At 69.3% G+C, this 26572-nt stretch carries 21 protein-coding genes and 1 riboswitch; of the genes, 11 read left to right on the top strand and 10 right to left on the bottom strand.

Annotated elements, in window-relative coordinates:
* The first annotated feature begins 262 nt into the window (after positions 1-262).
* The gene (locus tag ACIA8G_RS30265) at positions 263-2392 is read left to right on the top strand and encodes an ATP-binding protein (RefSeq protein WP_396422086.1); all 2130 of its coding nucleotides are present in this window, start codon (positions 263-265) and stop codon (positions 2390-2392) included.
* Here the strand turns inward: ACIA8G_RS30265 and ACIA8G_RS30260 are convergent.
* Positions 2382-3203: a MerR family transcriptional regulator gene (locus ACIA8G_RS30260; RefSeq protein WP_396422085.1), complete on the bottom strand. Its 822-nt coding sequence runs from the start codon at positions 3201-3203 to the stop codon at positions 2382-2384. The two genes, ACIA8G_RS30265 and ACIA8G_RS30260, sit on opposite strands and share 11 nt — an antisense overlap.
* Positions 3204-3306: 103 nt before the next feature.
* On the opposite strand from ACIA8G_RS30260, the gene ACIA8G_RS30255 reads away from it, so the two are divergent.
* The 3 genes from ACIA8G_RS30255 (at position 3307) to ACIA8G_RS30245 (ending at position 5242) form a co-directional block, all read left to right on the top strand.
* A complete protein-coding gene (locus ACIA8G_RS30255; RefSeq protein ID WP_396422084.1) occupies positions 3307-4230 on the top strand; it encodes an anti-sigma factor RsbA family regulatory protein in 924 nt (307 codons plus the stop codon).
* Between the two features lie 216 nt (positions 4231-4446).
* Positions 4447-4803 (top strand): DUF742 domain-containing protein, encoded by a 357-nt coding sequence (locus ACIA8G_RS30250; RefSeq protein WP_396422083.1) that lies wholly within the window; start codon positions 4447-4449, stop codon positions 4801-4803.
* A gap of 49 nt (positions 4804-4852) precedes the next feature.
* Positions 4853-5242, top strand: coding sequence for a lipopolysaccharide assembly protein LapA domain-containing protein (locus ACIA8G_RS30245; RefSeq protein ID WP_396422082.1), 390 nt, complete (start codon positions 4853-4855; stop codon positions 5240-5242).
* Between the two features lie 8 nt (positions 5243-5250).
* Here ACIA8G_RS30245 and ACIA8G_RS30240 read toward each other — a convergent pair whose 3' ends face one another.
* Positions 5251-7875: a LuxR C-terminal-related transcriptional regulator gene (locus tag ACIA8G_RS30240; protein ID WP_396422081.1), complete on the bottom strand. Its 2625-nt coding sequence runs from the start codon at positions 7873-7875 to the stop codon at positions 5251-5253.
* A gap of 280 nt (positions 7876-8155) precedes the next feature.
* Between ACIA8G_RS30240 and ACIA8G_RS30235 the strand changes: the two genes are divergently transcribed.
* Positions 8156-10696 (top strand): AAA family ATPase, encoded by a 2541-nt coding sequence (locus tag ACIA8G_RS30235; RefSeq protein ID WP_396422080.1) that lies wholly within the window; start codon positions 8156-8158, stop codon positions 10694-10696.
* 34 nt (positions 10697-10730) lie between these two features.
* On the top strand, positions 10731-11234 hold the full coding sequence (locus ACIA8G_RS30230; RefSeq protein ID WP_396422079.1) for an EF-hand domain-containing protein: 504 nt from the start codon (positions 10731-10733) through the stop codon (positions 11232-11234).
* Here ACIA8G_RS30230 and folE read toward each other — a convergent pair.
* Both folE and ACIA8G_RS30220 read right to left on the bottom strand, forming a co-directional pair.
* A complete protein-coding gene (gene folE / locus ACIA8G_RS30225; protein WP_396422078.1) occupies positions 11231-11788 on the bottom strand; it encodes a GTP cyclohydrolase I FolE in 558 nt (185 codons plus the stop codon). The two genes, ACIA8G_RS30230 and folE, sit on opposite strands and share 4 nt — an antisense overlap.
* Complete coding sequence (locus tag ACIA8G_RS30220; protein ID WP_396422077.1) at positions 11785-12162, bottom strand: hypothetical protein; 378 nt, start codon at positions 12160-12162, stop codon at positions 11785-11787. The genes folE and ACIA8G_RS30220 overlap by 4 nt, the downstream gene beginning before the upstream one ends.
* A gap of 78 nt (positions 12163-12240) precedes the next feature.
* Between ACIA8G_RS30220 and ACIA8G_RS30215 the strand changes: the two genes are divergently transcribed.
* Complete coding sequence (locus ACIA8G_RS30215; RefSeq protein ID WP_396422076.1) at positions 12241-12888, top strand: helix-turn-helix transcriptional regulator; 648 nt, start codon at positions 12241-12243, stop codon at positions 12886-12888.
* 4 nt (positions 12889-12892) lie between these two features.
* Positions 12893-14032, top strand: coding sequence for a winged helix DNA-binding domain-containing protein (locus tag ACIA8G_RS30210; RefSeq protein WP_396422075.1), 1140 nt, complete (start codon positions 12893-12895; stop codon positions 14030-14032).
* On the opposite strand, the gene cobN is transcribed toward ACIA8G_RS30210, so the two are convergent.
* Positions 14029-17592 (bottom strand): cobaltochelatase subunit CobN, encoded by a 3564-nt coding sequence (cobN, locus tag ACIA8G_RS30205; protein WP_396422074.1) that lies wholly within the window; start codon positions 17590-17592, stop codon positions 14029-14031. The genes ACIA8G_RS30210 and cobN overlap by 4 nt on opposite strands.
* A 34-nt stretch (positions 17593-17626) precedes the next feature.
* Positions 17627-17765, bottom strand: a riboswitch (cobalamin riboswitch).
* Positions 17766-17773: 8 nt separating this feature from the next.
* Here cobN and ACIA8G_RS30200 point away from each other — a divergent pair.
* From ACIA8G_RS30200 to ACIA8G_RS30190, 3 genes are read left to right on the top strand one after another with little or no spacing between them, the layout of a single operon-like run.
* Positions 17774-19012, top strand: a complete 1239-nt coding sequence (locus tag ACIA8G_RS30200; RefSeq protein WP_396422073.1) for a hypothetical protein — start codon at positions 17774-17776, stop codon at positions 19010-19012.
* On the top strand, positions 19009-19629 hold the full coding sequence (locus ACIA8G_RS30195; RefSeq protein ID WP_396422072.1) for a precorrin-8X methylmutase: 621 nt from the start codon (positions 19009-19011) through the stop codon (positions 19627-19629). The genes ACIA8G_RS30200 and ACIA8G_RS30195 overlap by 4 nt, the downstream gene beginning before the upstream one ends.
* A complete protein-coding gene (locus tag ACIA8G_RS30190) occupies positions 19626-21077 on the top strand; it encodes a precorrin-2 C(20)-methyltransferase (RefSeq protein WP_396422071.1) in 1452 nt (483 codons plus the stop codon). The genes ACIA8G_RS30195 and ACIA8G_RS30190 overlap by 4 nt, the downstream gene beginning before the upstream one ends.
* On the opposite strand, the gene ACIA8G_RS30185 is transcribed toward ACIA8G_RS30190, so the two are convergent.
* The 5 genes from ACIA8G_RS30185 to ACIA8G_RS30165 form a co-directional block, all read right to left on the bottom strand.
* Positions 21049-21750 carry a cobalt-precorrin-6A reductase gene (locus tag ACIA8G_RS30185; RefSeq protein ID WP_396422070.1) on the bottom strand — a complete coding sequence of 234 codons (702 nt, stop codon included), beginning with the start codon at positions 21748-21750 and terminating at the stop codon, positions 21049-21051. The two genes, ACIA8G_RS30190 and ACIA8G_RS30185, sit on opposite strands and share 29 nt — an antisense overlap.
* Complete coding sequence (gene cobM, locus ACIA8G_RS30180; RefSeq protein ID WP_396422069.1) at positions 21747-22487, bottom strand: precorrin-4 C(11)-methyltransferase; 741 nt, start codon at positions 22485-22487, stop codon at positions 21747-21749. The genes ACIA8G_RS30185 and cobM overlap by 4 nt, the downstream gene beginning before the upstream one ends.
* A complete protein-coding gene (cbiE, locus tag ACIA8G_RS30175) occupies positions 22484-23629 on the bottom strand; it encodes a precorrin-6y C5,15-methyltransferase (decarboxylating) subunit CbiE (RefSeq protein WP_396422068.1) in 1146 nt (381 codons plus the stop codon). The genes cobM and cbiE overlap by 4 nt, the downstream gene beginning before the upstream one ends.
* The gene (locus tag ACIA8G_RS30170) at positions 23610-23999 is read right to left on the bottom strand and encodes a PPOX class F420-dependent oxidoreductase (protein ID WP_396422357.1); all 390 of its coding nucleotides are present in this window, start codon (positions 23997-23999) and stop codon (positions 23610-23612) included. The genes cbiE and ACIA8G_RS30170 overlap by 20 nt, the downstream gene beginning before the upstream one ends.
* Positions 24000-24063: 64 nt before the next feature.
* Positions 24064-26541: a chitobiase/beta-hexosaminidase C-terminal domain-containing protein gene (locus ACIA8G_RS30165; RefSeq protein ID WP_396422356.1), complete on the bottom strand. Its 2478-nt coding sequence runs from the start codon at positions 26539-26541 to the stop codon at positions 24064-24066.
* Positions 26542-26572 lie beyond the last annotated feature (31 nt).

The following is a 26572-nucleotide window of genomic DNA, read 5'->3' as shown; positions in this document are numbered from 1 at the left end:
CATAGGACTCGTGCGTGTTCTTCTCTCTAGACACGCAACCACTAGCTACCACAAACGCAATCGGCACCCGAACTAAGCAAACGGACCACGCCCGCAACCACCTTCGCAACGCAACCACAGAAATCCGTTCCGGCGCACGCCCGACGAAGGAGGGCATGTGCCGGCTCGCCGCAAGGCGTCGCACTCAGCGCCCGGCGACCCGGCCGTCGCAACCGCCCAGTTGGCCGGTGGATCCGCACACCAGGTGCGACACACTGGCTTGATGGACGATGAGCCACCGCGCCATCGCGAGGGCAAGACGCGCAACAGCACGTCCGCCGTGGTGGGCGGGTCGATCGTCCAAGCCCGTGACATCCACGGTGACATCACGCTCGTGGATCGCAGCAGCTCACGCGTCGTCCCGACCCAACTGCCCGCACACACATCCGCGTTCGTCGGCCGGACGAACGAGCTTGACTGGCTGGACGAACACACGACAGTGGACCAGGGCGCGGTCACGATCACCGTCCTCAGCGGCGCCGCGGGTATCGGCAAGACCGCCCTGGCACTCAGCTGGGCTCATCGCTCCAAGCACCGATTTCCCGACGGCCAGCTCTATATCGATCTGCGCGGCTTCGGCGCACAGGAACCGATGACGTGTTCGCAGGCGTTGCACAGCTTTCTCACATCGCTCGGTGTCGGCCCCGAGATCGTGCCGACCGACCCCGATGCAAGAGCCGGCTTGTACCGCAGCCTGATGAACGAACGTCACCTGCTGGTGGTACTCGACAACGCCAGAGACACCGAACACGTGCGTCCGCTACTACCCGGCGGTCCCGGCTGCGTCGTACTGGTCACCAGCAGGAACCGGCTGGACAGCCTGGGCGCGCGGGAGGGCGCGCATTCCCACTCACTGGGCCTGCTCACCGCTGATGACTCGCTTGCGCTGCTGGAGAGGCGGGTCGGCCGCGCCCGAGTCGCCGAGGAACCCGAGAACGCGATCGAACTCGTCGGCCGATGTGCTCGCCTGCCGCTGGCGTTGAGCATCGCGGCCGCACGAGTGGCGAACCATCCCGGTGCGCGGCTCGCGGAACTCGTCGAGGAACTGGGCGACGAGAACGGATTCCTGGACGCACTCGATCTCGGCGAGGTAGATCTGGACCTCCGCGCGGTCTTCTCGTGGTCATACCGAGCCTTGGCCTCAGCGGATCAGGCGGCGTTCCGGCTGCTCGGCCTGCATCTCGGCCCTGACATCAGTGATCTCGGCGCGGCCAGCCTCTTCGGCGTGCCGGTGCAGGAGGCACGCAGGAGGCTCGGCCGGCTCGCAGCGGCACACCTCGTCGAGGAACACGTGCCGCGCCGGTTCCGGATGCACGACCTGCTGCGCTTGTACGCAGGCGAGCAGGCGGACGCGGGCGACAACGCCGGCCGCACCTCAGCACTGCGTCGGCTGTTCGACCACTACGTCCACTCCAGTTGGGCGGCCGAGCGACTCGTCTACGCCTACCGGGAGGTGATAGAGCTCCCGTCTCCGGCACCCGGCACTGCAGTCGCCGCACCTACGAGCTACCAGGCCGCAGTCGCCTGGTTCACGGCGGAGCACACCGTCCTGCTAGCCACCGTCCGGCAGGCTCGCGACGAGGGATTTCACGCGCATGCGTGGCTGTTGCCGTGGAGTCTTGTCACCTATTTCGAACGACACAGCCACTGGATGGACAACGATCAGGCGCTCTCCGTCGCTCTGGAGTCCGCAATCGAGAAAGGCGATCAGCAGACCATCGGCAGAACGTTCCGTTACCTGGGCCGCGCGCTCACGTCTCTTGGAAGACATCAGCAGGCGATGATGCACTACCGCAGGGCGCTGGAGATCAACGAGGCTCTGGACGACATCGAAGGCATGGCTCGAACGCACCGGGGCCTGAGCATGCTGTTGCAGATCACCAAGAGCTACGAGGAGGCACTTGCTCACGCCGAGATCGCGCGGACGCAGTTCCAGAAAGCCGGCAACCGGAACGGCGAGGCCCGATCCCTCCACACATTGGTGAGATGCAATGCCGAACTCGGCCGATACGAGGAAGCCCTGACACTCGGCCGAGAAGCAATCCGGCTGTTCCGCGAACTGTCCATTCCAGACCACCAAGGTGAAGCGAGTGCGGTGGACAGCTTGGCCTTCGCCCTCCACCGCCTCGGCTATCACCGCGAGGCGATCACGCACTACGAACAAGCACTCGTGCTCTGGCGGCAACTCGGCAACCAGTTCTACGAAGCAGGCACCCTGACCCGCCTGGGTGGTGCTCATCGCAGTGCGGGAAACGCGGAAAGCGCCCGTGGAGCATGGCTGCTCGCAGCCGAGATCTACGAACGCCTCAACCACCCCGACGCCAATGTCGTGCGCGCCGAACTCAGGGCTTGACGATCTCCAACTGCAACTCGGTGACCCAGTCAGCCGGGTCCCCATCCCCGTAGTTCAGGTAGACCTCACGAGCGAACCCGTTCTGCCGATACCCGTTAGCCTCAATCCAAGCCGCCACAGCCTGATAGGTGCGATCGACATCATCCATAGCCCCGCGATGCACGATCGTCGCCGCCTCCGCCAGCGCAGGCAACGACAACACCTCGAAGTCGTAGGCCGCAGAAGGCTCAACAGCCACCGTGACTCCGGCGTGCACACGCACCTTGTCGCCCTCAACAGGTTCGTAGGTGGCGATGCCGTACCCGGCGATGGCGACCCCGGCACGTTCCAAGCGCGCCAAGAGTTCCGGGTACAGCGGCTGGATGATCGGACCGATGTCCTCCGGCCCGTAGGAAGCGGCGACATCCGACAACCGCGCGACGCGGACGGACGGAACAGGCTTCACAACAACGTCATCAGTAGGCATGGCGCCTTCCGTTTCAATAGCGCGGAGACGTGCCTCAACCCGCCGCAGCCGCGACTCGTCCGCAAGAATCTGCTGACGAAGCTCGGCACGCCGCAACGAAAGCATGCCGTGCAACTGCTCGACGGAAAGTTTCTCGTCGAGCACGACCTTCACCTGGTCGAGCGTGAGACCGAGGTCTTTCAACGCGACCAGGCGGTTGAGCCGGTGCAGCTGGGCGGCGGTGTAGAAGCGGTAGCCGGTGGACGGGTCGACCTGCGCCGGTGGCAGCAACCCGACCGCGTCGTAGTGGCGCAGCATCCGCACCGACACGCGCCCCAGATGGGCGAAGTCTCCGATGGTGAACATGACTGCTCCTGTGTAGGGGCTGACACGGTGTCAGGGTCAAGAAATGATGGTTTGAGCTTCGCCCGCAGTGCGCACCCTGGGGCGTTGACCGAGAGGTGGCACGATGACGTTCGCGCATCCGGCGCTGTTCTACTCCGATGAGGACTCCTACATCGACGGAACCGTTCCGTTCGTGGTCGAGGGTCTGGCGAACGCCGAACCGGTCACCGTGGCGGTGCCCAGCCGGAACCTGGTGCTTCTCAAGGAGGCGCTGAGCGGCTTCTCCCACCTCGTCACCTTCATCGACATGGCGGACACCGGCCGCAACCCCGGCCGGATCATCCCCGAGCTCCGCGCGTTCGCCGACCGGCACCGCGGGCCCGTGCGGATCATCAGCGAACCGGTGTGGGACCACCGCACCGCTGTCGAGTACCCCGCGTGCGCGCTGCACGAGGCGTTGGTCAACTACGCCTTCAGCGGCCGTGACCTCAGCATTCTCTGCCCCTACGACACCGTGAACCTCAGCCACGACGTCCTCGCCGACGCCGAGAAGACCCACCCGGTCGTGATCGACGCGAGCGGCCACCGTCCCAGCGACCACTTCCACCCCGCACGGGTCGTCGTCGCGGCGCACTCGCTGCCGCTGCCCGCACCGGTGGACGCGGCGAGCACGTCGGCCGGCGCCGGCGCGATGGCGGCGGTGCGGGCGTTCGCGCGTGAGCAGGCCGTCAAGTTCGGGCTGGGGGCCGACAGAGTCGACGACTTCGCGCTCGCCGTCACCGAGCTGGCGACGAACAGCGTCCGGCACGGCGGCGGCGAGAGCACGGTTCGGGTGTGGACGGACAACCAGAGCATTGTTTGCCAAGTCAACGACAACGGTCACATCACCGATGTGCTGGCCGGACGCACGCCCGTTCACGCAAACGATCCAGGCGGTCGCGGTCTGTTGCTGGTCAACCGTTTGGCCGACCTCGTGCGCACCCAAACGACGTCGTCGGGGACTGCAATCCAGGTCAGATTCGATCTGGGTGACAAAAAGGCAACGTGATCGACATACATTTGGCCGTCTTCGTTATAGCTTGGGCACGTGCACGACGAGGAAGCGACGGAAATCGGTTACACGGGGGCGCGTTTCGGGTCCCCGGCGACCCGTAGACGACTACGCGCCGAACGATCAGAAGAGTCGAACGGTGCGGAGACGCAGCAACTGCCTCGTCAGCAACCGTTGCGCCAACGCCCGCCGGAACCGCCTCCGGAGTGGCCGATGCAGGAAGAAGAACGACCGCAGGCTCCCAGCGCGCGTGACAGCGCGTTGGTCCGTCCGTACGCCCGCACTGGCGGCCGCACGGCGGCCCGTCACGACCTGCGCCTGGAAACGCTCCTCTCCACGGATGAGGACAAGCTGTACCGCGCGAACAACGACCAGGCGGCGATGATGCGGCTGTGCCTGCAGCCGCGGTCGGTCGCCGAGATCTCCGCGCTCATGAAGATCCCGCTGGGTGTCACGCGGGTGCTGCTGAGCGACCTGATCACGCTCGGCCTGGTCGCCGTGCACGAGCCGGGCGACAAGCCCAACCTGGCGCTGCTCGAACGCGTTCTGGCAGGCCTGCGCCGCATGTAACCCTTTTGCCAGCGCGCGGGATCACGCCAGGACGCCGATAATGTGGATCGTGGCGAACCCGAACGACGAGACCCCGAAGACGCCGGTCACCGAGCCGATCCCGACCGCTCCGACCAGCAGCGCCGCACCGAAGAAGCTGCGGCCCACCCGGATCAGCGGTACCTGGATCGCCGTGCTGGTCGCGATCGTCGTGCTGATCTTCCTGCTCGTCTTCATCCTGCAGAACGGCGGCAACGCGACCATCCACTTCCTGTGGGGCGAGTTCAGCCTTCCGCTCGGCGTTGCCCTGCTGTTCGGGGCGATCGGCGGAGCGCTCCTCGTCGCGATCGTGGGCGCGGCCCGCATCCTGCAACTGCGCAGGCAGGCCAAGCGATCCACCGCTGCTATCAGCCGTCCCGCGACTCCGTCACCTGGAACGCCGGCCCGACGCGAGAACTGACCCGACGCTCACTGATCGTCCCTGGACCTCATGACCAGTTCGACGCGAGAACTGATCCCGAGCTTCCGGAAGATCTTGCGCAGGTGGAAGTTCACCGTGTGCGGCGACATGAAGAGCTGAGTGGAGATCTGCCGGTTCGTCTGCCCCTTGGCGACCAGGTTCGCGATCGCCCGTTCGGTGTCGTCCAAACTGGACCATCCGGACGCGGGACGCACCGGCGCCGCCCTCCGCCGCCGGCCGAGCTTGCGCAACCGTCCCAGCACCCGCGCGCTGTCCCGTGAGGCGCCGATCTCCCGGTACAGCCCGAGCGCGTTCTCCAGCGCCTTCACCGACGCCGCCCGATCGGTCGCCCCGGTCAGCAGCACACCGAGGTCCTCGGCCGCGTTCGCCCGCGCCCACAGGTCGCGGTGCTGCTGGGAGGCCAGCTCCAGCAACGCGGCATCGCCGTCGTAGATACCCCGCGCGTGCAAGGCGGCAGCCGCCACCGCGCGGAATTCGGGGTGCTCCTCGGCCAGCCGCTCGACGCGATCCACGACGGCCTTGGCCAGCCGTTCGTCCCCCGCCTCCACGGCCCGGCGCACGAACCACCCGGCCGCGCGGGGTTCCTCCGCGAACAACCCCGACGACACCAGCCCCGGATACTCGTCGGTGAGCAGCGCGAGTGCCTTGTCCAGCCCCAGCCCGACGTACGAGACCAGCACGTCGACCCACTGGTAGTAGGCGCGCGAGAAGATGATGCCGTCGACCGGGACGTGGCCGCGGTAGCGCTCGACGTGCTCGGTCGCGGCGGGCAGGTCACCGGTGTGGATCGCGACCATCGCCAGCACGGCCAGCGCCGGTGCCAGCAACGCCACGTGCCCGGTCTCCTCCGAGGTCGCCAGTGCCCCGCGCGCCTCGATGGCGGCTTCCTCGATTCGCCCTGCCTGCAACAGGATCCGCGCCTGCACGACCGCGGTCATGGCCTGTTTCGTGACCACCGCGGACGGTCCGCTGCGCACCCGCCGCACCACGCTGTCGGCGTCGCCGAACTCGCGCAGACCTGAGAAGATCGTGGCCAGCAACAGCTGCGGATACGCACCGAGGTCGTGGGACGTGACGGACTGGGCGGCCTCCCGCGCCAGGTCCAGAGCCGCGCCGGGCTGTCCGGTGTCACGGGCGATCGCCGCCAGCACCGCCAGCGCGGTGGCCAGCACGTCGTCCGGTGCGCCGTGGTGGGTGCGCACGACCGTCTCGGCCACCTCTTCCGCGCGGCGGCGATCGTGGCCGAGCAACGCCATCATCCTGGTGATCTCCACCCACGGCGCGAGTTCGGACGACAGGTCCGGTTCCGCCAGCAGCGCTTCGGAGATCTCCACCGACTCGGCGTGCTGCGCGCCCAGCAGCATCGTCGTGGCGACGCAGTGCCGCAGTTTCGCCGCGGGCACCGGGGAAACCTGACGGGACAAGGCATCCTGCGCCAACGCCTGGGCCGCCGTGATCTTTCCGGCCGCGACCAGTGCCCGCACCGCCATGACCGTGCGGTACACCAGTGAGGACGATGCCTGGTCGGTCAGCTCGAGCGCGCGCACCGCGAGTTCGGCCGCGGCGTCCGGTGCGTTCCACAGCACGGCTTTCGCCGCCGTGGCCAGTCCGTCGATCGACCGCACGTCACCGCGCTGGGCGCCGTGCAACAGGTGCTGGGCGGCCGTGACCGCGGAATCCCCGCGTCCCAGCAACATCTCGCCGGCCTCGCGGTGCAGCGCGCGGCGCACGGGTGGCGGCACCGAGTCCGCGACCAGCCGCCAGAGCAGCTCGTGCCGGAACGCCAGCCGATCCTCCAGCGACGTCACCACGCCGGCGCCGATGACCTCGTCCATGGCGGGCAACAGGATCGCCGTGCTGGACGCCAGCATCTCCGCGAGGTCACCGGGTTCGAACCGCGGCCCGAGCACGGAAGCGACCTGCAACAGGTGCCTCGCCTTGCCGCTCAACGAAGTGAAGCGGTCGCGCAGCAGCGCCTCGGTCCAGCGGGGCGAACGGTCGGTGCGCAACGAGGCGTGCTCGGCGGCGACCTCGATCTGACCGTCTTCGCGAAGGGCGTGGAAAAGACTGTTCAACGCCGCGGGATTTCCTTGCGCGGTCGACGCCAGCGCTCGAAGATCATGATCGGGAATTCCGCCGGCGAGATCGGCGACGAGCTCGGCGACCACGCTGTCCGGCAACGGCCGCAGCTCGATGCGCAATGCGCCGCGGGCGGCCGCGGCCGCGAACAAGCGATCCGAACCCTCGCCGCGGCGACGAGCGAGCAGCCAGACGACCTTCTCGTGGGTGGAGGCGGGTAGCAATGCGCGTAACGCGGCCAGCGTCGCGGGCTCGGCGAGGTGAAGATCATCCAGCACGACGAGCGTCGGACCGTCCGGTTCGCGTTCGGCCAGACGGGCCAGCAAGAAAGGCTGTTCCAGTTCGTCCTGCGCCGTCGCGACCTCGAAACCACGGCGTGCGGCGACAACGGCGATCTCGGCCAGCAACCGCGTCTTGCCGGTGCCCGCCGCGCCGTCCACCAAGACCACGCCGGTGCCCGCATCCAGCATCCCGCTCAGGAGCTCACGTTCTCCCTCGCGGCCGCGGAACACCCCGTCCCGATTCCCCGACACACATTTTCCTTTCGCTCCGCGGCGACGGAGAACAACCGCTGCAATACCACAACGACCCGCGCCGCGACCAGCCCCGAGGCAGCATCCCTAGGCCGTTGGGATGACCATGTGAAGCTGCTCACCAGCTGCCGCTACCCATTCGAGTAGTTGCCCGGCGGATCATACGGGCCGCCACCCTGTTGAGACGCCCATAGCGTATCTACCTTTACCTGAGCAAGTGGCGCTCTTTCAGTAGCATCAATTCCTGCTGATCCTTTCACCCACGGATTGTGGAGAGATCTTGGAAAACCGGCTAAAAGCGTGGTGTGCCGGAATCAGCGACCAGGTGACGGCGGGCACGACCACGGTCGTGGAAGGCGCTCCCGGCACCGGCAAGACCGCCGCGCTGGACGACCTCGCCGCACGCTGGGAAGCCGGTGGCCGGCACGTCGTGCGAGCGCGCGGCAGTGCGTTGGACTGCGATCTGCCGTTCGGGATCGTTGCCCAGCTCTTCGACACGATCGACCCCGGCCAGCCAGCCGATTTCGCCGTGCTGCACCGCGTGTACCGGCTGGCCACCACCCTGGCGGGCACGACAGGGCTGCTCATCGTCGTGGACGACGCGCACTGGGCCGACGCGGCGTCGCTGCGCTGGTTCGCCTACCTGGCGTTGCGGGTGCAGGGCCTGCCGATCGCCCTCGTGCTGACCGTGGGCACCGACGAGCGCTGCGACGACCCGTCCTACGGCGAGATCATGGCGGTGTGCCGCCGGGTGGTGCTGGACAACCTGACCGCGTCCGACACCGCCGACCTGCTGGCGGCCGCGCTCGGCGCGCCGCCCGCCCCCGAGTTCGTGGCCGAGTGCCAGACGGTGACGCGCGGAAACCCGCTGCTCACGACGCGTTTGATCGCAGCGCTGGCCGAGGACGGGGTGCCGCCGACCGCCGAAACCGCGTGGCGAGTCACGCAACGCGGCGCGGAGGTCTCCGGCGAGGTCGTGGTGGCCCGGCTGCGGCGCCGACCGGCCGCGGTCGTCACGGTGGCGCACTGCACGGCGGTGCTCGGGCCGGCCCCGCATCCCGGCGTCCTGGCCGAGCTGACCGGGCTCAGCCCCGTCGAGCTGGCGGAAGCCGTGCGCACCGTGGAGCTGCTCGGCGTGACCGGCCCCGCGGTGCTCGACGACATGCCCGCCGGCCCGCGAGCCGCCCTGCATCTTCGGGCCGCACAGTCGTTGCGCGCGCATGGCGCGTCGGACCGGGTCGTGGCCGAGCAGTTGCTGGAGACCTCGCCGGGACTCGAACCGTGGGCGGGCGAGGTGCTGGACCGGGCCGCGCAGGAAGCGGTGAACCGGGGCGACACGCCTCTCGCCGCACGGCTGCTGTGGCGGGCGTTGCGGGAACCGGTGGCGAACCCGTCGCGAGCCCTGCGGCTGCTGGGAGTCGCCGAACTGGTCGGCAACCTGCCCGGCGCGACGGCCCGGCTGCGGGAAGCACTCCAGTCTGATGTGGACGACGTGGAATCCGCCGTGGCCCTGTCCTACGCCCTGCACGCCGACGGAAAGCCCGCGGAGCTGACGGCCGTGCTGCGGTCGACCGGCTCGCCGTGGGCGCAGGCGCATCTGGCGATGCACGGCCTGGCGTGGCAGGAAGCCGTGCCGTCGACGGTCTCCCTCGACACCCCGGCCGGGGTGCTGCACCACGTGATGGTCGGTGACATCAGCACGGCCGACGCGGTGCGGCGGCTGTCCACCGACAGCGCCATGTCGTCGCTGGCCTCCGCGATGACCCTGAACCTGGCCGACCAGCTGGACGAGGCACTGGCCGTGCTGGACGAGGTCGACCGCGCGCAGGCACCGGCGCTGCGAGCGCTGACGTGCGTGATGCGCGCGAACGTCCAGCGCCGCAAGGGAGATCTCCTCTCCGCCCGCGCCGAGCTGACCCTGGCCGACGACCACCTGCGGCAGGACCGGCGCTGGCACGCGGTCTCGACGTGGCAAGCCGCGCTGCTCGCCGACGTCCTGCTCGAAGAGGGCCGCCTGGACGAGGCCGACGTGCTGATCGCGGAGGCCTCGACCGAGGACGCGCGCCGAACGTGGTCGTACGGCGGCCTTCTGACCGTCCGCGGCCGAATCCTGACCGCGCGGGGCGAAGACCGAGAGGCACTGGAGTCGTTTCTCGCCGCCGGCCGGCACTGCGAGGCCTGGCCCTATCGCAACCCCGCGCCGCTCGCGTGGCGGTCCGGCGCCGCGCTGGCCTACGCGGCGGTGGGTGACGGCGAACTCGCCCGCCGGTTCGCCGACGAGGAGGTCGCGCTGGCCCGCGTCTGGGGCGCGCCGCGCGCGTTGGGCATGGCGCTGCGGGCCGCCGGGCGGGTGACCGCCGGAACGGCCGGGAGGACGCTGCTGGAAGAGGCCGTGCGGGTGTTGCGGACCTCCCCCGCCCGCCTGGAGCTGGCCCGCGCGTTGGTCGACCTCGGCGTGGTGATGCGCCGTCAGGGCGACACCACTGCTGCGCGCGCGTGCCTGCGTGAGGCGCTGGACCTGTCCCAGAAGTGCGGCTCGGCGGCGATGGCCGCGCGGGCGCACTCCGAGCTGGTGGCGACCGGTTTCGCGCCGCGGCGGATGCGACAGACCGGGCCCACCGCGCTGACGCCGACCGAGCACCAGATCGCTGCCCTGGCCGCACGCGGGCGTTCCAACGAGGAGATCGCGGCGATGTTGCTCATGCCCGCGGACACCGTCGAGGGCGTGCTGTGCGGGACCTACCGCAAGCTCGGCGTCTCCGGGCGGTTGCAGCTGGCGGAGGCACTCGACGTGGGTGGTTCGGACCCGATCGGCCGCTAGATTCGGTTGCGACGTTCGGCCTATCGTCCTGCGCATGGCCAGCGACCTGCAGCGACGCAAGGTGTCAGTGGTGTTCGGCGCGATGGACGCCGACGGTGACGGCTACCTGGACGAGAGCGACTTCCGTGCGCTCACCGCGCGCTGGGTGTCGTTGCGCGGGGGCGACGAGGAGCTGCTGTCCCAGGTGATGATGGGCTGGTGGGCGACCCTGCAGGCGGCCGCCGGCCAGGACCGGGTGTCGGTGGACGACGTCCTGAACATCGTGAGGTCGCTGCCGAAGGCGCCCGAGGCCGTCACGTCCACCGCGGACGCGATGTTCGGTGCCGTGGACGAGAACCACGACGACTACATCTCGCAGGACGAGTACCAGACGATGATCACCGCCTGGCTCGGGCACAACGGCGCCACGAACTTCCCGCAGCTGGACGCGGACGGTGACGGCAGGCTGTCGCGCACGGAGTTCGCCGAGCTGTGGCTGGAGTTCTGGGCCGGCGACAACGCGGACGCCGCCGGCACCTACGTCTTCGGACCTGTCTAGGCATGCACCAGGGTGAAGAACTCTTGACGTGACGCGGGATCTGACCGCAACACGCCCTGCAGCGCCGACGTGACGGTGCGGGATCCGTTGACCCGCACGCCTCTCAGCGTCATGCACATGTGCTCGGCCTCGATCACGACGCCGACTCCCTTGGGCTGCAGGTGTTCCTGCAACCAGTCGGCGACCTGCTTGGTTAGCCGCTCCTGCACCTGCAAGTCGCGGGCGAACATCTCCACGACCCGCGCGAGCTTCGACAACCCGAGAATCCTGGCGCCCGGCAGGTAGCCGACGTGCGCGACACCGTGAAACGGCAGCATGTGGTGCTCGCACAACGACTGCACGGGAATCCCCCGCGCGAGCACGAGCTCGTCGTAGCCCTCGTCGTTCGGGAACGTCGTCAGGTTGAAAGCCCTGGGCGTCAGGAGTTCCGCATACGCCTCGGCGACGCGGCGCGGCGTGTCGGCCAGGTGCTCCGAGAACGGGTCCTTGCCGAGCGCCTTCAGCAGTTCGGTCACCGCCTGCCGCGCCGCCTCGACGTCGATCGGATCGGTCATCGGCTGGCCAGCCTGGACAACGCCAGTGCGGCGACCAGCAGGCCGAAGTCGCGCAGTGCCACGTCGTAGTAGCCGGACAGGGTCAGCAGGTTGACGATGATGCCCAGCAGCCAGGCGGCGACGACGAGCCCGCCCCACTTCGGCCGCAGCGCGACCAGGACACCGGCCGCGATCTCGATCACGCCGACGATGTACATCGCGGTCTGCGGGGTGCCCGGCACGATCGAGTCGATCCACGGCGCGAGGTAGACCGGCCAGTCGGTGAGCAGGTTGAAGAACTTGTCCAGCCCGAACAGGATCGGCGCCACGGTGAAGACCGTGCGGAGCAGCAGGAAGGCCTGCTGGGTGGGCTCGGTGCGGGTGAGGAGAGCCATGCGTCCTCCTTCTAAAGACAACGTTGGTTAACGTTAGAACCACTGGCGGATTTTAGTCAACAGAAGTAGGTTTTAGAGATGGCCGACCACGTCGCCGCCGTCGCGGCCCTAGACGAGCCGAACCGGCGCAGGCTCTACGACTTCGTGGCGCGCCAGGCCGCACCCGTCAGCAAGGACGAGGCTTCGGTGGCGGTCGACGTGCCGCGCACGACCGCGGCCTTCCACCTCGACAAACTGGTCGAGATGGGCCTGCTCGACGTGGTCCACGAACGACGGTCGGGCCGCACCGGTCCCGGTGCCGGGCGGCCGGCCAAGCTCTACCTGCGCTCGTCCGGGCAGATCGAGGTGTCGCTGCCGGATCGGCGGTACGAGGCGGCCAGCCATCTGCTGACGGACGCGTTGCTGGAGGCGCAGACCACGGGCGAGCCGCCGCGCGAGATCCTGAACCGGCGGGCCTACGAGTGGGGCTCGGACCTGGCCGGGTCGGCGGGTGGCGAGGTCGTCGAGGCCCTGGAGTCCTTCGGCTTCGAGCCCCGTCAGGACGGTGGCTCGATCCTGCTGGGCAACTGCCCGTTCCACAGCCTGGCGCAGCGGCACACCGAGCTGGTGTGCGGGATGAACCTCTGCTTGATCAGCGGGCTGCTGGACGGAATCAAGGAGACCGGTCACACCGCTAACCTGGACCCCGCCCCTGGTCACTGCTGCGTACGCCTCGACCAGGCTTGACGCGGTGGCAACCACGCGTCTGAACGCCCGCGCGCTCAACCGGGCACTGCTCTCCCGGCAGTACCTGCTGCGCCGGCAGGATCTGCCGGAGCGCGACGTGGTCGATCACCTGGTGGGCCTGCACGCGCAGATCCCGGTGGGCCCGTACGTCGCGCTGTGGTCGAGACTGCGCCGCTACCGGCCGGAGCAACTGTCCACGATGGTCGAACAACGCGAGCTGGTGCGCACCGCCCTGATGCGGTCGACGATCCACCTGGTGACGCCGCAGGACTGCCTGACGCTGCGGCCGTTGGTGCAACAGGTGCTGGACCGCGACCTCCACACCAACGCCAGCCACGCAACCGTGCTGCGGGGCCTCGACGTGGACGCGGTCGTCAAAGCAGGCCTGACCTTGCTGGACGAACAGCCGCGGACGCCGAGCGAACTCGGCAAGGCCCTGCACGAGCGCTGGCCGGACCGCAAGCCGGAGACGCTCGCCTACGCGGTGCGCAACCTGGCCGCGCTGGTGCAGATTCCGCCGCGTGGCACGTGGAACAAGGCCGGCCGCACAGTCCACGCGTCGGCGCGGACGTGGCTCGGCGAACCGGCCGAGGAACCTCAGTCGATGGAGCGGATGATCCGGCGGTACCTGGCGGCGTTCGGACCGGCGAGTGTGCGCGACGTGCAGGCGTGGTGCGGGCTGACCAAGCTGGCCGAGGTCGTGGACCGGATGCGACCCGAACTGAAGGTGTACCTGGACCAGGCCGGCAAGGAGCTGTTCGACCTGCCGGAAGCCGAGCTGCCCGATCCGGGGATCACCGCGCCGCCCAGGTACCTGCCCGAGTACGACAACGTGTTCCTCTCTCACGCCAACCGGGAACGGATCATCCCGGAGGGCCTGTCCTTCGCCCAGTGGTGTCGCAAATACGGGCTGCTGATGACCGTGCGCGGAGGTGTGCTGCGCGGCAATCTCCTGATCGGCGGCATGCTCCAGGGAATTTGGCGCGTGGACAAGGAGAAGAAGGCCTGCACGCTCGTCGTCGAGCCGTTCACCAAGGTGTCGGGCAAGGACCTGGGAACGCTCGAGAAGGAAGGCCAGGCGTTGCTGGCCTTCGCGTTCCCGAAGGCGGAGTCCTTCGACGTCCGGATACTGCCGGCGCGCTAGGCGCCGTCCTCCAAGTCACCCTCGGTCTCGAGGTAGGCGGCACGGAGAGCGTCCAAAGTGGACGGCTCCGGGTGCTCCCACATCTTGCGCTCGGCCGCCTCCAGCAGCCGCTCGGCGATGCCGTGCAACGCCCACGGGTTCGAGGCCTGCAGGAACTTCCGGGTCTCCGGGTCCAGCACGTACGACTCGGTCAGCTTCTCGTACATCCAGTCCGCGACAACGCCGGTGGTGGCGTCGTACCCGAACAGGTACTCGACCGTCGCCTGCAGCTCGAACGCACCCTTGTACCCGTGCTGCCGCATCGCGCCGATCCAGCGCGGGTTCACCACGCGGGCGCGGAAGATCCGTGAGGTCTCCTCCGTCAGCGTGCGCGTGCGGACCGCCTCCGGCCGCGTGCTGTCACCGACGTACGCGGCGGGCGCCTTGCCGGTCAACGCCTTCACCATGGTGACCATGCCGCCGTGGTACTGGAAGTAGTCGTCCGAGTCGGCGATGTCGTGCTCGCGGGTGTCGATGTTCTTGGCCGCCACCGCGATCCGCCGGTACGACGACTCCATGTCCTCGCGCGCCGCGATGCCGTCGACTCCGCGGCCGTACGCGTAACCGCCCCACACCGCGTAGACCTCGGCGATGTCGGAGGAGTCTCGCCAGTTGCGGCTGTCGATCAACGGCAGCACACCCGCACCGTACGCACCCGGCTTCGAACCGAAGATCCGCAGCGTGGCCCGGCGCTGGTCACCGTGCTCTTCGAGGTCCTTGAGCATGTGTGCCCGCACGAAGTTCTGGTCCGCGGGCTCGTCCAGCGCGGCCACGAGCTGCACGGCATCGTCCAACATGGACACGACGTGCGGGAACGCGTCGCGGAAGAACCCGGAGATCCGGACCGTCACGTCGATGCGCGGCCTCTCCAGCTCCGGCAGCGGGATCACTTCGAGGCCCGTGACCCGGCGGGACTGGTCGTCCCACACCGGCCGCACACCCAGCAGCGCGAACACCTCGGCGATGTCGTCACCGGCCGTGCGCATCGCGGACGTTCCCCACACCGAGAGGCCGACGGACGGCGGCCATTCGCCGTCGTTGTCCGCGCGGTACCGCTCCAGCAGCGAGTCGGCCATGGCCTGGCCGGTCTCCCACGCGAGGCGCGACGGGATGGCCTTCGGGTCGACCGAGTAGAAGTTGCGGCCGGTCGGCAGCACGTTCACCAGGCCGCGCAACGGCGAACCGGACGGGCCGGCCGGGATGTAGCCGCCGTCCAGCGCGTGCAGCACGTTCGTCATCTCGTCCGTGGTGCGGGCAAGCCGTGGAACCACTTCCAGCGCGGCGAACTCGAGGATCTTCTGCACGTCAACGGATTCGTGCAGGGTCTTGGCGACTTCGGCGTCCCAGCCGGCGTCTTCCATGGCCTGGACGAGACCGCGCGCCTCTTCCTCGATGGCGTCGGTGTCTTCGCGCGACGTGGTCGTGAGCCCCAGCGCTTCCCGCAGGCCGGGCAGCGCGGCGACCTGGCCGCCCCACATCTGCCGTGCCTGCAGCATCGCGAGCACGAGGTTGACGCGCACGCTGCCGGTCGGTGCCTCGCCCAGGATGTGCAGGCCGTCGCGGATCTGGACGTCCTTGACCTCGCACAGCCAGCCGTCGACGTGCAGGATGAACTCGTCGAACTCCGCCTCGTGCGGCCGGTCCTCGAGACCGAGGTCGTGGTCGAGCTTCGCGGCCTGGATCAACGTCCAGATCTGCGCGCGGGCCGCCGGCAGCTTGGCCGGGTCCATCGCGGAGATGTTGCCGTACTCGTCGAGCAGTTGCTCCAGCCGCGCGATGTCGCCGTAGCTGTCCGCGCGGGCCATCGGCGGCACCAGGTGGTCGACCAGCGTGGCGTGCGCGCGGCGCTTGGCCTGCGTGCCCTCACCGGGGTCGTTGACGAGGAACGGGTAGACCAGCGGCAGATCGCCGAGCGCGGCGTCCGTGCCGCAGGATGCCGACATGCCAACGGTCTTGCCGGGCAACCACTCCAGGTTGCCGTGCTTGCCGACGTGCACGACCGCGTCCGCGCCGAACTGGGCCTCGATCCACCGGTACGCCGCGAGGTAGTGGTGCGACGGCGGCAGGTCGGGGTCGTGGTAGATCGCGATCGGGTTCTCGCCGAACCCGCGCGGCGGCTGCACGATGACGACGACGTTGCCCGACTGCAGCGCCGCCAGCACGATCTCGCCGTCCTTGGACTTCGAGTGGTCGACGAACAACGAGCCGGGCGCGTCACCCCAGTGTTCCTGCATCGACTCGCGGAAGTCGTCGGGCAGCGTCTCGTAGAACTCCCGGTAGTCCGCCGCCGCGATGCGCACGGGGTTGCTCTCGAACTGCTCCTGCGTCAGCCAGTCCGCGTCCTGGCCACCGGCCGCGATCAGCGCGTGGATCAACGCGTCGCCGTTCAACTCCTCGACGCCCGGCAGCTCGGTGCCGATGTCGTAGCCGTGCTCCTGCATGGCTTTCAGCAGCCGCACGGTCGACGCGGGCGTGTCGAGCCCGACCGCGTTGCCGATGCGGGAGTGCTTCGTCGGGTACGCCGACAGCATCACCGCGATCTTGCGCTCGCCGACCGGGATGTGCCGCAACCTTGCGTGCCGGACCGCGATGCCGGCGACGCGCAGCGCCCGTTCGGGATCGGCGACGTACACGGTGAGCCCGTCCTCGTCGATCTCCTTGAACGAGAACGGAACCGTGATGATCCGGCCGTCGAACTCGGGGATCGCGACCTGGGTCGCGGTGTCCAAAGGAGACAGTCCGTCGTCGTTCTCGTCCCACGACGCGCGGCTCGACGTCAGGCACAACCCCTGCAGGATCGGCACATCGAGCGCGGCCAGCGCACCGACGTCCCACGCGTCGTCGTCACCACCGGCAGACGCCTTCGCCGGATTCGTGCCACCGGCCGCGAGCACCGTCACGACCAGCGCGTCGGCCTGGCGCAGGGTGTCCAGCAGCTCGGGCTCGGCCGTGCGCAGCGACGAGCAGAAAACCGGCAGAGCCTTGCCGCCCTTGGCCTCGATCGCGTCGCACAGCGCGTGCACGAACGCCGTGTTCCCCGCAACGTGGTGCGCGCGGTAGTAGAGCACCGCGACCGTCGGGCCCTGCTGCGTGCTTTCCCGTTCCAGCACACCCCACGTGGGGGTGGCCGCGGGCGGCGCGAACCCGTGCCCGGTCAGCAGGATCGTGTCCTCGAGGAACTTGTGCAGCTCGGTGAGGTTCGCCGGCCCACCGTGCGCGAGGTAGAGGTGCGCCTCCGCGCAGACACCGCCAGGCACCGTGGACAGCTCCATCAACGCGGCGTCCGGCTGCTGCTCACCACCGAGCACGACCACCGGCAGCCCGCTGGCGAGCAACCAGTCCAGCCCTTCCTCCCACATCCGGCGTCCGCCGAGAATGCGCACCACCACGAGGCTGACCCCGTCGACCAGGGCCGGCAGATCGTCGGTGGTGAGTCGCGCGGGGTTGCCGAGCCGGTACTCGGCGCCACAGGCGCGCGCAGACAGCAGATCGGTGTCAGAGGTCGACAGCAGCAGGATCACGCAGGCTCCATCCCTCGTGGGGTCCTCGCCCCAGGTTGCGGGCAACGGGCGAAGCGGAGTTCCTGACTCCCAGCGGATTTGTTCGCTGGTCACAGTGGCGGGACCGCGCCGGATTCACACCGGCTTCCTCCTGCGCTTCGTCGTTCGGGCTCACCCTAACCGGCGGGTTACAGTCCGACCTATGCGTACTCACCCGGATGCCTGCCCAGGCGCCGTCGAGCTGCACCCCGCGGCCGACGGCGGCCTCGCGCGCATCCGGGTGCCGGGCGGCACGCTGTCGGCCGCGCAGTGGGACGTCGTGCGGGTGGCGGCGCTGGAGCTGGGATCCGGGTCGGTGGAGCTGACCTCGCGGGCGAACCTCCAGATCAGGGGCCTCGCGGACGGCGTGGAGCTGGGTGCGCGGCTGCGCGCCGCCGGGCTGCTGCCTTCCGATTCGCACGAGCGCATCCGCAACATCATCGCGGCGCCGTTGGAGGACAACCAGGCGCTGGTCGACGCGCTGGATCTGGCGTTGTGCGCGGATCCGGCGCTGGCGTCGCTGCCAGGGCGTTTCCTGGTCACGGTCGGGGCTGCGGTGAGTGGGCTGGGCGGTGACTTCGGCCTGGTCAGCGCTCCCGTGGGCGGGCTCGGCCCGGTCGACGACACGCTGAGCAGCCACAACGCCGCCCCAACCGAAACCGTCCTCCTCCTCGCAGGCCAGGACACCGGCATCCGAGTCACCGACCCGGTCGACGCCGTCATCGTGGCCGCCCGCCTCTTCCAGCAGCTCCGCGGCACCGCCTGGCGCCTGTCCGAAGTGGACGACGCTGTGCGGAAGATCACCGAACACTTCGGCGCCTCGAACGCCCCCAGAATCACTCCCGCTGTAACCCCGGTCACTCCCTCACCGGTGACCCCAGGCGTACCGCTGGGCCGCCTCGACGCCCACCGACTCCCCGGCATCCCGGTCCGCCTGACACCGTGGCGCAGCCTCGTCGTGCCGCCGGGCACCGACACCACCGGCCTGATCACCGACCCGGCCTCCCCGTGGCACGGCGTCAGCGCCTGCACCGGCCGCCCCGGCTGCGCGAACTCGCTCTCCGACGTACGGGCAGACGCGCGCGCATGGGTCGATGCACCACACCACACACACGCACCCGGCCGGGTACCCCCAATTTCGATCCTAGCCACCAGGCCCGACACCCCCGGCCTGACCACCAGCCCCGACACCCCCGGCCTGACCACCAGCCCCGACGCCCCCGGCCTGACCACCAGGCCCGACGCCCCAGGCCTAGCCAGGCCCGACACCCCCGGCCAGGTGCACTGGTCAGGATGTGCACGCCGCTGCGGCCGCCCCGCCGGCGATGTGATCGAGTTCGTCGCGACCGGCGACGGCTACCGCCGCATTACCGGCTCAGCCGGTGACGAGGAGATCGGGTGACGCAGTACATCAAGGACGGCGCGGAGATCTACCGCCGGTCCTTCGCCACCATTCGCGCGGAATCGGACCTCACCAGGTTCCCCGAGGACGTCGCCAGGGTCGTCGTGCGGATGATCCACTCGTGTGGGATGACCGACCTCCCGCAGGACATCGCCTACTCCCCCGACGTCGTGCGGAACGCCCGGCAAGCACTCCGAGACGGCGCCCCGATCCTGTGCGACGCCAACATGGTCGCGTCCGGCGTCACCCGCCGCCGGCTGCCGAAGGACAACGAGGTCCTCTGCTACCTGCAGGACCCGCGCACACCTGAACTGGCACAACGCATCGGCAACACCCGCAGCGCCGCCGCCCTTGAACTCCTCACGGACCGCTTCGGCGGCGCGGTGATCGCGATCGGCAACGCCCCGACCGCCCTGTTCCACCTGATCGACCTCATCAACGCCGGTGCCCCGCGACCAGCGGCGGTGCTCGGCATCCCGGTCGGTTTCATCGGCGCGCAAGAGTCGAAAGAAGCTTTGGCCGCAACGGATCTGGAGCACCTGGTGGTGCGCGGACGCCGGGGCGGCAGCGCCATGACGGCGGCAGCCATCAACGCGATCGCGAGCGAGGAAGAATGACGGGCAAGCTCTACGGCGTCGGCCTGGGTCCTGGCGACCCGGAACTCGTGACGGTCAAGGCCGCGCGGCTCATCACCGCGGCGGACGTGGTCGCGTTCCACAGCGCCCGGCACGGCCGCAGCGTCGCGAAGACCATTGCGCAGCCGTACTTCCGCGAGGGCCAGATCCAGGAGCAGCTGGTCTACCCGGTCACGACCGAGGACACCGACGACTACCAGGGCGAGATCGACCAGTTCTACGAGGAGGCCGCCGCCCGCCTCGCCGCGCACCTCGACGCCGGCCGCGACGTCGTGGTGCTCGCCGCGGGAGACCCGTTCTTCTACGGCTCCTACATGCACATGCACAAACGCCTCGCCGACCGCTACGAGTGGGAGGTCGTGCCGGGCGTGACGTCCGTGAGCGGCGCGAGTGCCGTCCTGGGCACGCCGCTCGTCGAACGCGACGAGGTCCTCACGATCCTGCCCGGCACCCTGCCGCCCGAGGAGCTCGCGGCGCGCCTCGCCGACACCGACTCGGCCGCGATCCTCAAGCTGGGCCGCACTTTCGGCAACGTGCGGCACGCGCTGGAGGAGTCCGGCCGGCTCGACGGCGCCTGGTACGTCGAACGCGCCACCACCGGCCGCCAGCGCACGGAGAAGCTCGCCGACGTCGACCCCGACTCGGTCCCGTACTTCTCGCTGGCCCTGCTCCCCAGCCACTCCAAGCCCGCCAAACCCAAGGGCGAGGTCGTGGTCATCGGCCTCGGACCGGGCGCGAAGGCCTGGCTCACCCCCGAAGCCCGGCAGGAACTCGAAGCCGCCGACGAGCTCGTCGGCTACACCACCTACCTCAACCGCGTCCCGCAGCGCCCCGGCCAGATACGCCACGCCTCCCACAACCAGGTCGAGTCGGAACGCGCCGCGTTCGCCCTGGACCTGGCCCGCAAGGGCGCGCGCGTCGCGGTCGTGTCGTCCGGCGATCCGGGTGTCTTCGCCATGGCCACGGCCGTGCTGGAGGTCGCCGCCGAGCACCAGGACGTGCCGGTGCGGATCATCCCCGGGGTGACCGCGGCGAACGCCGTCGCCGCCAAGGCCGGAGCCCCGCTCGGCCACGATTACGCGGTGATCTCACTCAGCGACCGGCTCAAGCCGTGGGACGTCATCGCCGAACGCCTCGAGGCCACCGCCAAGGCCGACCTGGTGATCGCGATCTACAATCCGGCCTCGAAGGCGCGCACGCACCAGGTCGCGGACATGCGGGAAGTGTTGCTGCAGCACCGTTCCGCAGACACACCGATCGTCGTCGGACGCGATGTCGGCGGCCCCGAGGAAGAGATCCGCGTGCTCACGCTCGGCGCCCTCGACCCGGCGACCATCGACATGCGCTGCCTGCTGATCATCGGCTCGTCGCAGACCGTGGCGACGCCGGCCGGGGTGGTCTTCACGCCCCGGCGGTACCCAACCAGCTGACGGCCTCGTCCACGGTGGCCACCGTTTCCGCGGGTGGAAGCGGTGGCCGCCGCACGATCACGACCGGTATCCCGAGCTGACGCGCGGCCTCCAGCTTGGCCGACGTCATGGCACCGCCGCTGTCCTTGGTGACCAGCACGTCGATCCGGCGCGACCGCATCAGCTCCAGCTCACCGTCCACTGTGAACGGACCGCGCGACAGCAGCACCTCGATCCGCGCGGGCATCGGCGGCTCCGGCGGCTCGACCATCCGCGCCAGGAACCACTGCGGGCACCCCGCGAACTCCGCCAGGTCCTGCCGCCCGGTCGTGAGGAAGACCCGCGAGCCAGGAAGCGAAAGCGCCGCCTCGGCAACGCTGTCGACCCAGGTCCACCCGTCCTGCGGCTCGAAGCCCGGCCTGCGCAGGATCAGGAACGACACGCCGACCCGTTGGCACGCCTCGAAAGCGTTCGCGGTGATCTGGCGCGCGAACGGATGCGTGGCGTCGACCACGGCGTGGATGTCGTTGTCCCGCAACCACTGCGCGAGCCCGTCCACCCCGCCGAACCCGCCGACCCGCACCTCGCCGACTGGCAGCGCCGGATTGCTGACCCGCCCCGCCAACGAAGAAATCGCGGGAACCCTCCGAGCCAGTTCCCGAGCCTCCCCGGTGCCGCCGAGGATCAGGATCATCGGATTCGGGTCGCCGAGTAGAGATGGCTGTCCGGGAACTGCGTCGCCCCCAGCACCTGCCCCACGATGATCACCGCGGTCCGCTTGATCCCGGCCGCCCGGACCTGCGCCGCGATGTCGTCCAACGTCCCGCGCAGCACCACTTCGTCCGCTCGCGACGCGTAGGCCACCACCGCGACCGGGCAGTCCGCACCGTAGTTCGGCACCAGCTCCGCGACGACCTCGCCGATCCGCTGCACCGCCAGGTGCAGCACCAACGTCGCGTGACTGCGCCCCAGCGTGTCGAGGTCCTCCCCGGCAGGCATCGGCGTGGCCTGCTTCGAGGTCCGGGTCAAGATCACGGTCTGCCCCACCCCCGGCACCGTCAGCTCGCGCTGCAACGACGCCGCCGCGGCCGCGAACGCCGGCACCCCCGGCGTCACGTCGTAGGCGATCCCCAACGCGTCCAGCCGCCGCATCTGCTCGGCCATCGCGCTGAACACCGCCGGATCCCCGGAGTGCAGCCGCGCCACGTCAAGCCCCTGCTCAGCGGCGGCGGCAAGCTCCGCGACGATCTCGTCCAGCGTCAACGACGCCGTGTCGACCTTGCGCGCGCCCTCCGGACAGAAGTCCAGCAGCTCCACCGGCACCAACGCCCCGGCGTACAGGCACACCGGCGAAGCGGCGATCAGATCCCGCCCCCGCACCGTGATCAGGTCGGCCGCGCCGGGCCCCGCACCGATGAAATGCACGGTCACCTGGTCACACTCCACGTCGTCACCGGCAGGTGCGGCCGCCACCCGGTGAACCCGCCGACGGCCGAACCGCGGTTCACCGCGATCCGCACCAGATCACCACCGACCTTCGCGTACCACTGCGCCACCACGGCCTCGGACTCCAGCGTCACCGCGTTCACCACGAGCCGCCCGCCGGAAGGCAACGCGTCCCAGCAGCTCTGCACCACCCCCGGCACCGTCAGCCCGCCACCGATGAAGATCGCGTCCGGCGTCTCCAGCCCCGCCAGCGCCTCCGGCGCCCGCCCGGTCCTGACCTCGATCCCCGGCACGCCGAGCGCGGCGGCGTTGCGCCCGATCCGTTCGGCCCGCTCGGCGGACTGCTCGACCGCGATCGCCCGGCACGACGGATGCGTCCGCGCCCACTCGATCGCGATGGACCCCGCCCCCGCGCCGACGTCCCACAACAACTGCCCCGGCAGCGGCGCCAGCGTCGACACCGAGAGCGCCCGCACCTCACGCTTGGTCAACTGCCCGTCGGACTCGTACGCGTCGTCCGGCAGCCCCGGCGCCCGCGAGAAGGCGCTCCCGCCGTACTCGATCGCGATGACGCTCAACGGATCCGAGACCTGCCCCGACCACTGGTAGACCCGCTCGTCCGGCCCGCCCAGCTGCTCCAGCACGGTGACCGGCCCGGCCAGCGCGGCAACGGTCGCAGGATCACCGCCCAGCACCAGCACCCGCCGCCCCGGCGTCAACGCGGCCCGCAGCAGGTCCGGCGACCGCCCGACCAGCGACACGACCTCGACCTCGTTCAACGCCCACCCGAGCCGCGCCGCCGCCAGCGACACCGACGAGGGGTGCGGGATCACGGTCACCCGCCCGCCCAGCAGCCGCACGAGGGTCGTGCCGATGCCGTGGAACATCGGATCGCCGCTGGCCAGCACGCACACGTCCCGGTACTTCTCGAACAACCCGGGCAACGCCGGGACCAGCGGCGACGGCCACGCGATCCGCTCGAAGTCGCCGGGCACCAGGTCGAGCTGCCGCTGACTGCCCATCAACACCTTCGACCCGCGAACGGCCCGCTGCGCCGCAGGCGACAGCCCGTCCCACCCGTCGGCCCCGACGCCGACGACGACCACGTCAGACTGTGCCTGTGACACGCTGCACCTGGATCTCGATGACCACGCGCTCCGGATTCACCCGAGGCTGCTTGTACCGCAGGGCATAACGCCGCACGGCCTCGTCCACCGACGCCGCGTCCTCGCGAACCGTCGCGGGACCCTCCAACGAGGACCACCGGCGACCGTCCACCTGGCACACAGCCGCGTACCCGGCCTTGCGGACGTGCTTGACCTTCCACGACGCGCCGTGCGTGATGACGCGTGCGACGCCGTTCTCCCGATCGAGCGTGACCCCGACGGGAACCACGTGCGGGGTCCCATCAGGACGGACGGTCGAGAGCGTGCAGAGATGCCGCTCCGTCCAGAACTCGGCGAACTCGTCGCCCCGGTCGATCGACATGGCACGCATCATCGCATCACTCGAAGAGAACATACGGCCCGCCACCCTCGGTGACGGGCCGTATCAACAGACGCTACGGGTAGTTGACGACGTTCACCGGCACAGTGCCCGGCGGCGTCACAGCCCCCACGTCATTCACCACGTGCGTGATGGTTCCCATGTAGTTCAGCGAGACGGTCAGCAGGTTGTGCAACCGCACGCCAGACCGGTTCGGCACTTCGAACGCGTGCTCGGCCCGCACCGATGGGTTGACGTTGAAGAAGCAGTAACTGCCGAGCCCCCACGCCTCGTGCGTGGTGACGTTGTCGCCGACCTTGTAGGCCGCGTACCCCGCCAGCCCGTTCGGACTCATCCAGGAAGCCTGGTTCGGCACGTCGTACGGCATCTCGTTCTGGAAGAAGATCGTCCGCCCGCCGTTGCCGTTCCAGATCACCTGGTACTTCTGGTAGTGCTCGACGAACAGGCCGGTCGCCAGCACGTTGTTGCCGTTCACGATCACGCCCGTGTCAGCGACCGCTTCGTTCCACCCCCAGGTGCCGGCGTTGCCGTGGTCGGCGCGCCAGGCCCAGGTGTGGTCGATGATCGTGTTGTGGCTGTTGACGATCAGGCTGTCCTTCACCTTGCCCGCGATCGCGCCGCCGACGCGGAAGAACACGTCCTGCAACGTCGTCGGGTTGGCCGCGTGCGCCGCCGACGAACCGGCCGGCCCCACGGTCAGCAGCGCCTGCGACATCGTCGTGCCCGCGTCGAACAGGATGCCCTTGATCCGCACCCCGTCGACGTCGGCGACCTGCATGGCGTTGACGCCGTTGTCCGGAATGATCGTCGGGTAACCGATGCCGAGCACCACGGTGTTCGGCCTGGTCACGTTGATCGTCTGGTTGACGTGGTAGATGCCCGGCGTGAAGAACAGGTTGCACCCGCTCGCCAGCGCCGCGTTGATCGTCGAGGCGGTGTCGCCCGCCTTGACCACGTAGAACTGGTTCATCGGCAACGACGTGCCCGGCGTGCCACCGTTGATCCACGACGCACCGGATGCGTTGGTGCGCAACGAAGGCAGGAACACGCGGTACGCGTTGTTCTCGAAGTACAGGTACGGCACGTCACGCGAGACAGGCGTCGTCGCGAGCGTCGTCTCCGGCGGGTTCGGGAACGTGTTCGCAGGCGCACCCGGCGTACCGGAGAACACCATGTTCCACACGCCACCGGCCCAGCTGCCGTAGTTCGTGTCCCTGGTGTACCACTGCTGCTGCGAGATCGAGGCGGTCTGCCCCGACACCCGCGAGTCGGCCGTGTAGCCACCGCTGGCGAACCCGTAACTGGCCGGGTAGAGCGCCAGGTTGCCGCGGATGTCCATCCGCCGGAACGGCGCGGCCTGCGCCACCGCCCACCGGTTGGTGCCGTTGCTCGGGTTGACCGCCATGTTCTCGGCGGAGCGCCAGAAGTTCTGCAGCGCCACGCCCTTGTCCGACTCGTTGAACGCGTCCACGGTGATGTCGCCGTTGATCACGACGTCACCGGGGTTGCGCCCCAGACCAGCGACCGACGTGTAGTAACCGACGTCGTCGTGGACGTTGTACGTGCCGGGCTTGAACAGGTGCGCGACCCGCCGCGGCGCCATCTGCGCGGTCAGCGTGTCCTTCTGCATGTTGAAGTCCGCGTCGAGCTGCGTCTGGATCGCCTGCGCGGACATGCCCGGGTCGAAGATCCGGGTGTTGGGCCCGAAGCTCGGGCTGTCCGGCTGCACACACCCCGGGCTGGTGCCGATCGTGTAGGTCGCGCTCGCCACGGCAGAGTTGGCGAGACCGGCCTTGATCCCGATCGCGTTGACGGTCCTGCTGGTGGGCACCGAGATCGGCCCGCTGTACAGCGGCGAACTCGCCGTCGGCGTAGAACCGTCCACTGTGTACCGGATCGTCGAACCGGAGGTAGCGGTGGAGATCGTCACTGTCTGCGCGGACGCGTATGCCCCACCGGGTGGACTGAACGTCGGCGTCGCGACCGGCGTACCGATCACGTACGCGGCCGATCCGACCGCCGAGTTGGGCTGACCGGCCTTGATGCCGATGGCGTTGACGGTCCTGCTGCTGGGCACCGAGATCGGCCCGCTGTACAGCGGCGAACTCGCCGTCGGCGTAGAGCCGTCGACCGTGTACCTGATGGTCGCACCGGAGGTGGCCGTGGAGATCGTCACGGTCTGCGTGCTCGGATACGTGCCACCCGGCGGACTGAAAGTCGGCGTCGCAACCGGTGCCGGCGCGCTGTTGTGGGTGTAGCTGAAGTGCGGCGTGTCGTACTGAGGGCCGCCCTTCTCGTAGGTGAACCAGTAGTCGATCACCGTGCCGGCGGACAGGGAACCGACGGTCTTCTGCCACGTCCCGGCGTTGTTGGTCATGCGGAAGTTCTGCTGCGGAGTACCAGAGATCAGGTAGTGCACGTCGACGTACAGGGCAGGGGTCGTCGGCGTGAAGTTGATCCTCGCCTGACTGGCATCGATCGCCGTCACGTTCTGGGTGTAGTCCTCGGCCGCGGACGCGGCACTGGACGACACCAATGACGACAGGACAAACGCTGCGGCGGCC

The sequence above is a fragment of the Lentzea sp. NPDC051213 genome, assembly GCF_044455585.1.
Taxonomy (GTDB): domain Bacteria; phylum Actinomycetota; class Actinomycetes; order Mycobacteriales; family Pseudonocardiaceae; genus Lentzea.
This window is presented reverse-complemented; position numbering and strand designations above follow the sequence as displayed.

Excerpts from the sequence above, each read along its gene's own strand:
- ACIA8G_RS30230 (WP_396422079.1), top strand. The coding sequence starts at position 10,731 with ATGGCCAGCGACCTGCAGCGACGCAAGGTGTCAGTGGTGTTCGGCGCG.
- ACIA8G_RS30220 (WP_396422077.1), bottom strand. The coding sequence starts at position 12,162 with ATGGCTCTCCTCACCCGCACCGAGCCCACCCAGCAGGCCTTCCTGCTG.
- ACIA8G_RS30250 (WP_396422083.1), top strand. The coding sequence starts at position 4,447 with ATGCAGGAAGAAGAACGACCGCAGGCTCCCAGCGCGCGTGACAGCGCG.
- ACIA8G_RS30260 (WP_396422085.1), bottom strand. The coding sequence starts at position 3,203 with ATGTTCACCATCGGAGACTTCGCCCATCTGGGGCGCGTGTCGGTGCGG.
- ACIA8G_RS30190 (WP_396422071.1), top strand. The coding sequence starts at position 19,626 with ATGACGGGCAAGCTCTACGGCGTCGGCCTGGGTCCTGGCGACCCGGAA.
- ACIA8G_RS30185 (WP_396422070.1), bottom strand. The coding sequence starts at position 21,750 with ATGATCCTGATCCTCGGCGGCACCGGGGAGGCTCGGGAACTGGCTCGG.
- folE (WP_396422078.1), bottom strand. The coding sequence starts at position 11,788 with ATGACCGATCCGATCGACGTCGAGGCGGCGCGGCAGGCGGTGACCGAA.
- ACIA8G_RS30255 (WP_396422084.1), top strand. The coding sequence starts at position 3,307 with ATGACGTTCGCGCATCCGGCGCTGTTCTACTCCGATGAGGACTCCTAC.
- ACIA8G_RS30170 (WP_396422357.1), bottom strand. The coding sequence starts at position 23,999 with ATGCGTGCCATGTCGATCGACCGGGGCGACGAGTTCGCCGAGTTCTGG.
- ACIA8G_RS30200 (WP_396422073.1), top strand. The coding sequence starts at position 17,774 with ATGCGTACTCACCCGGATGCCTGCCCAGGCGCCGTCGAGCTGCACCCC.
- ACIA8G_RS30265 (WP_396422086.1), top strand. The coding sequence starts at position 263 with ATGGACGATGAGCCACCGCGCCATCGCGAGGGCAAGACGCGCAACAGC.
- ACIA8G_RS30215 (WP_396422076.1), top strand. The coding sequence starts at position 12,241 with ATGGCCGACCACGTCGCCGCCGTCGCGGCCCTAGACGAGCCGAACCGG.